The sequence below is a fragment of the Nonomuraea sp. NPDC059007 genome, assembly GCF_042740555.1.
GTDB lineage: Bacteria > Actinomycetota > Actinomycetes > Streptosporangiales > Streptosporangiaceae > Nonomuraea.
The window spans coordinates 1-1,103 of the sequence record NZ_JBHYJD010000126.1; the positions used below are offsets into that span (position 1 = coordinate 1).

The window sequence follows — 1,103 nt, forward strand, 5'->3', positions numbered from 1 at the left end:
TGTTCTGTCCTGAGAGGTTAGGTACGCGGTTGGCGGGTGGTTGGCCGCCGAGTGCGGTGTGGCCGCGGTGGTGATTGTAGGCGTGTAGCCAGGGGCCGAGTGCTTGGCGGCGGTCGGCCTCGCTGGTGTAGGGCTGGGCGTAGGCCCATTCTTCGAGCAGGGTGCGGTTGTAGCGTTCGACTTTGCCGTTGGTCTGGGGGCGGTAGGGGCGGGTGCGTTTGTGGGTGATGCCGGCCGTGTGCAGGGTGTCGCGCCAGAGGTGGGAGCGGTAGCAGGAGCCGTTGTCGGTCAGTACCCGGTGGATGGTGATGCCGCAGTGGGTGAAGTAGGCGTGGGCGCGTTGCCAGAAGGCGACGGCGCTTTCCTTGGTCTCGTCGGGCAGGATCTCGGTGTAGGCCAGGCGGGAGTGGTCGTCGACGGCGTTGTGCAGGTAGCCGTAGCCGAGGTTGGCGCGGCCGGGTGTGGTGCGGGGGCGGGCGGGGTCGCGGTGGGCGGCGCTGTTGCGGCTGCCGGTGGCCCGGCCGTGTATCTTGTGGCCGCCGCCGTCGGGGATGTTGCCGAGTTTCTTGATGTCGACGTGGATGAGGTCGCCCGGCTGGGCGTGTTCGTAGCGGCGGATGGTCCGGCCGGTGGCCCGGTCCAGGTGGCGCAGGCGGGTCATCCGGTAGCGGGTCAGGACGCGGTGCACGGTGGAGGGGTGCAGGCCGAGCAGGTAGCCGATGCGGGCCGGTCCCCATCGGCGCAGCACCCGGACTTTGATGATGCGTCGTTCGGTGCGGGTGGGCAGGCGGGCCGGGCTGTGGTGCGGGCGGCTGGAGCGGTCGCTCATGCCCGCGACGCCGTGGGTTCGGTAGCGGCCGGCCCAGCGCCGGGCTGTGGTGACGGCGACCTGGAAGCGTTCGGCGGCCCGGCGCAGCGGCCAGCCGTCCTCGACGATGCAGCGGGCCAGGCGCAGGCGTCCGAGCTCGGTCAGCGGAGCGTTACGGTGAGACATGAAGGGCTTTCTGGTTCACGGTGCAGATCTCGCAATCCACACCGAACCCGGAAGCCCTTCCTTATGCCAAACCGATCAACCCCTGTACCTAACCTCCGTGGTCAGTACA

General features: G+C 69.3%; 1 protein-coding gene. It reads right to left on the reverse strand.

The window, feature by feature from the left end; all coding sequences use genetic code 11:
• Positions 1 to 994 (reverse strand): IS481 family transposase (locus tag ACFWY5_RS58005; RefSeq protein WP_379640402.1); only part of this gene is annotated, 994 nt, incomplete at its 3' end.
• Between the last annotated feature and the right edge of the window lie 109 nt (positions 995 to 1,103).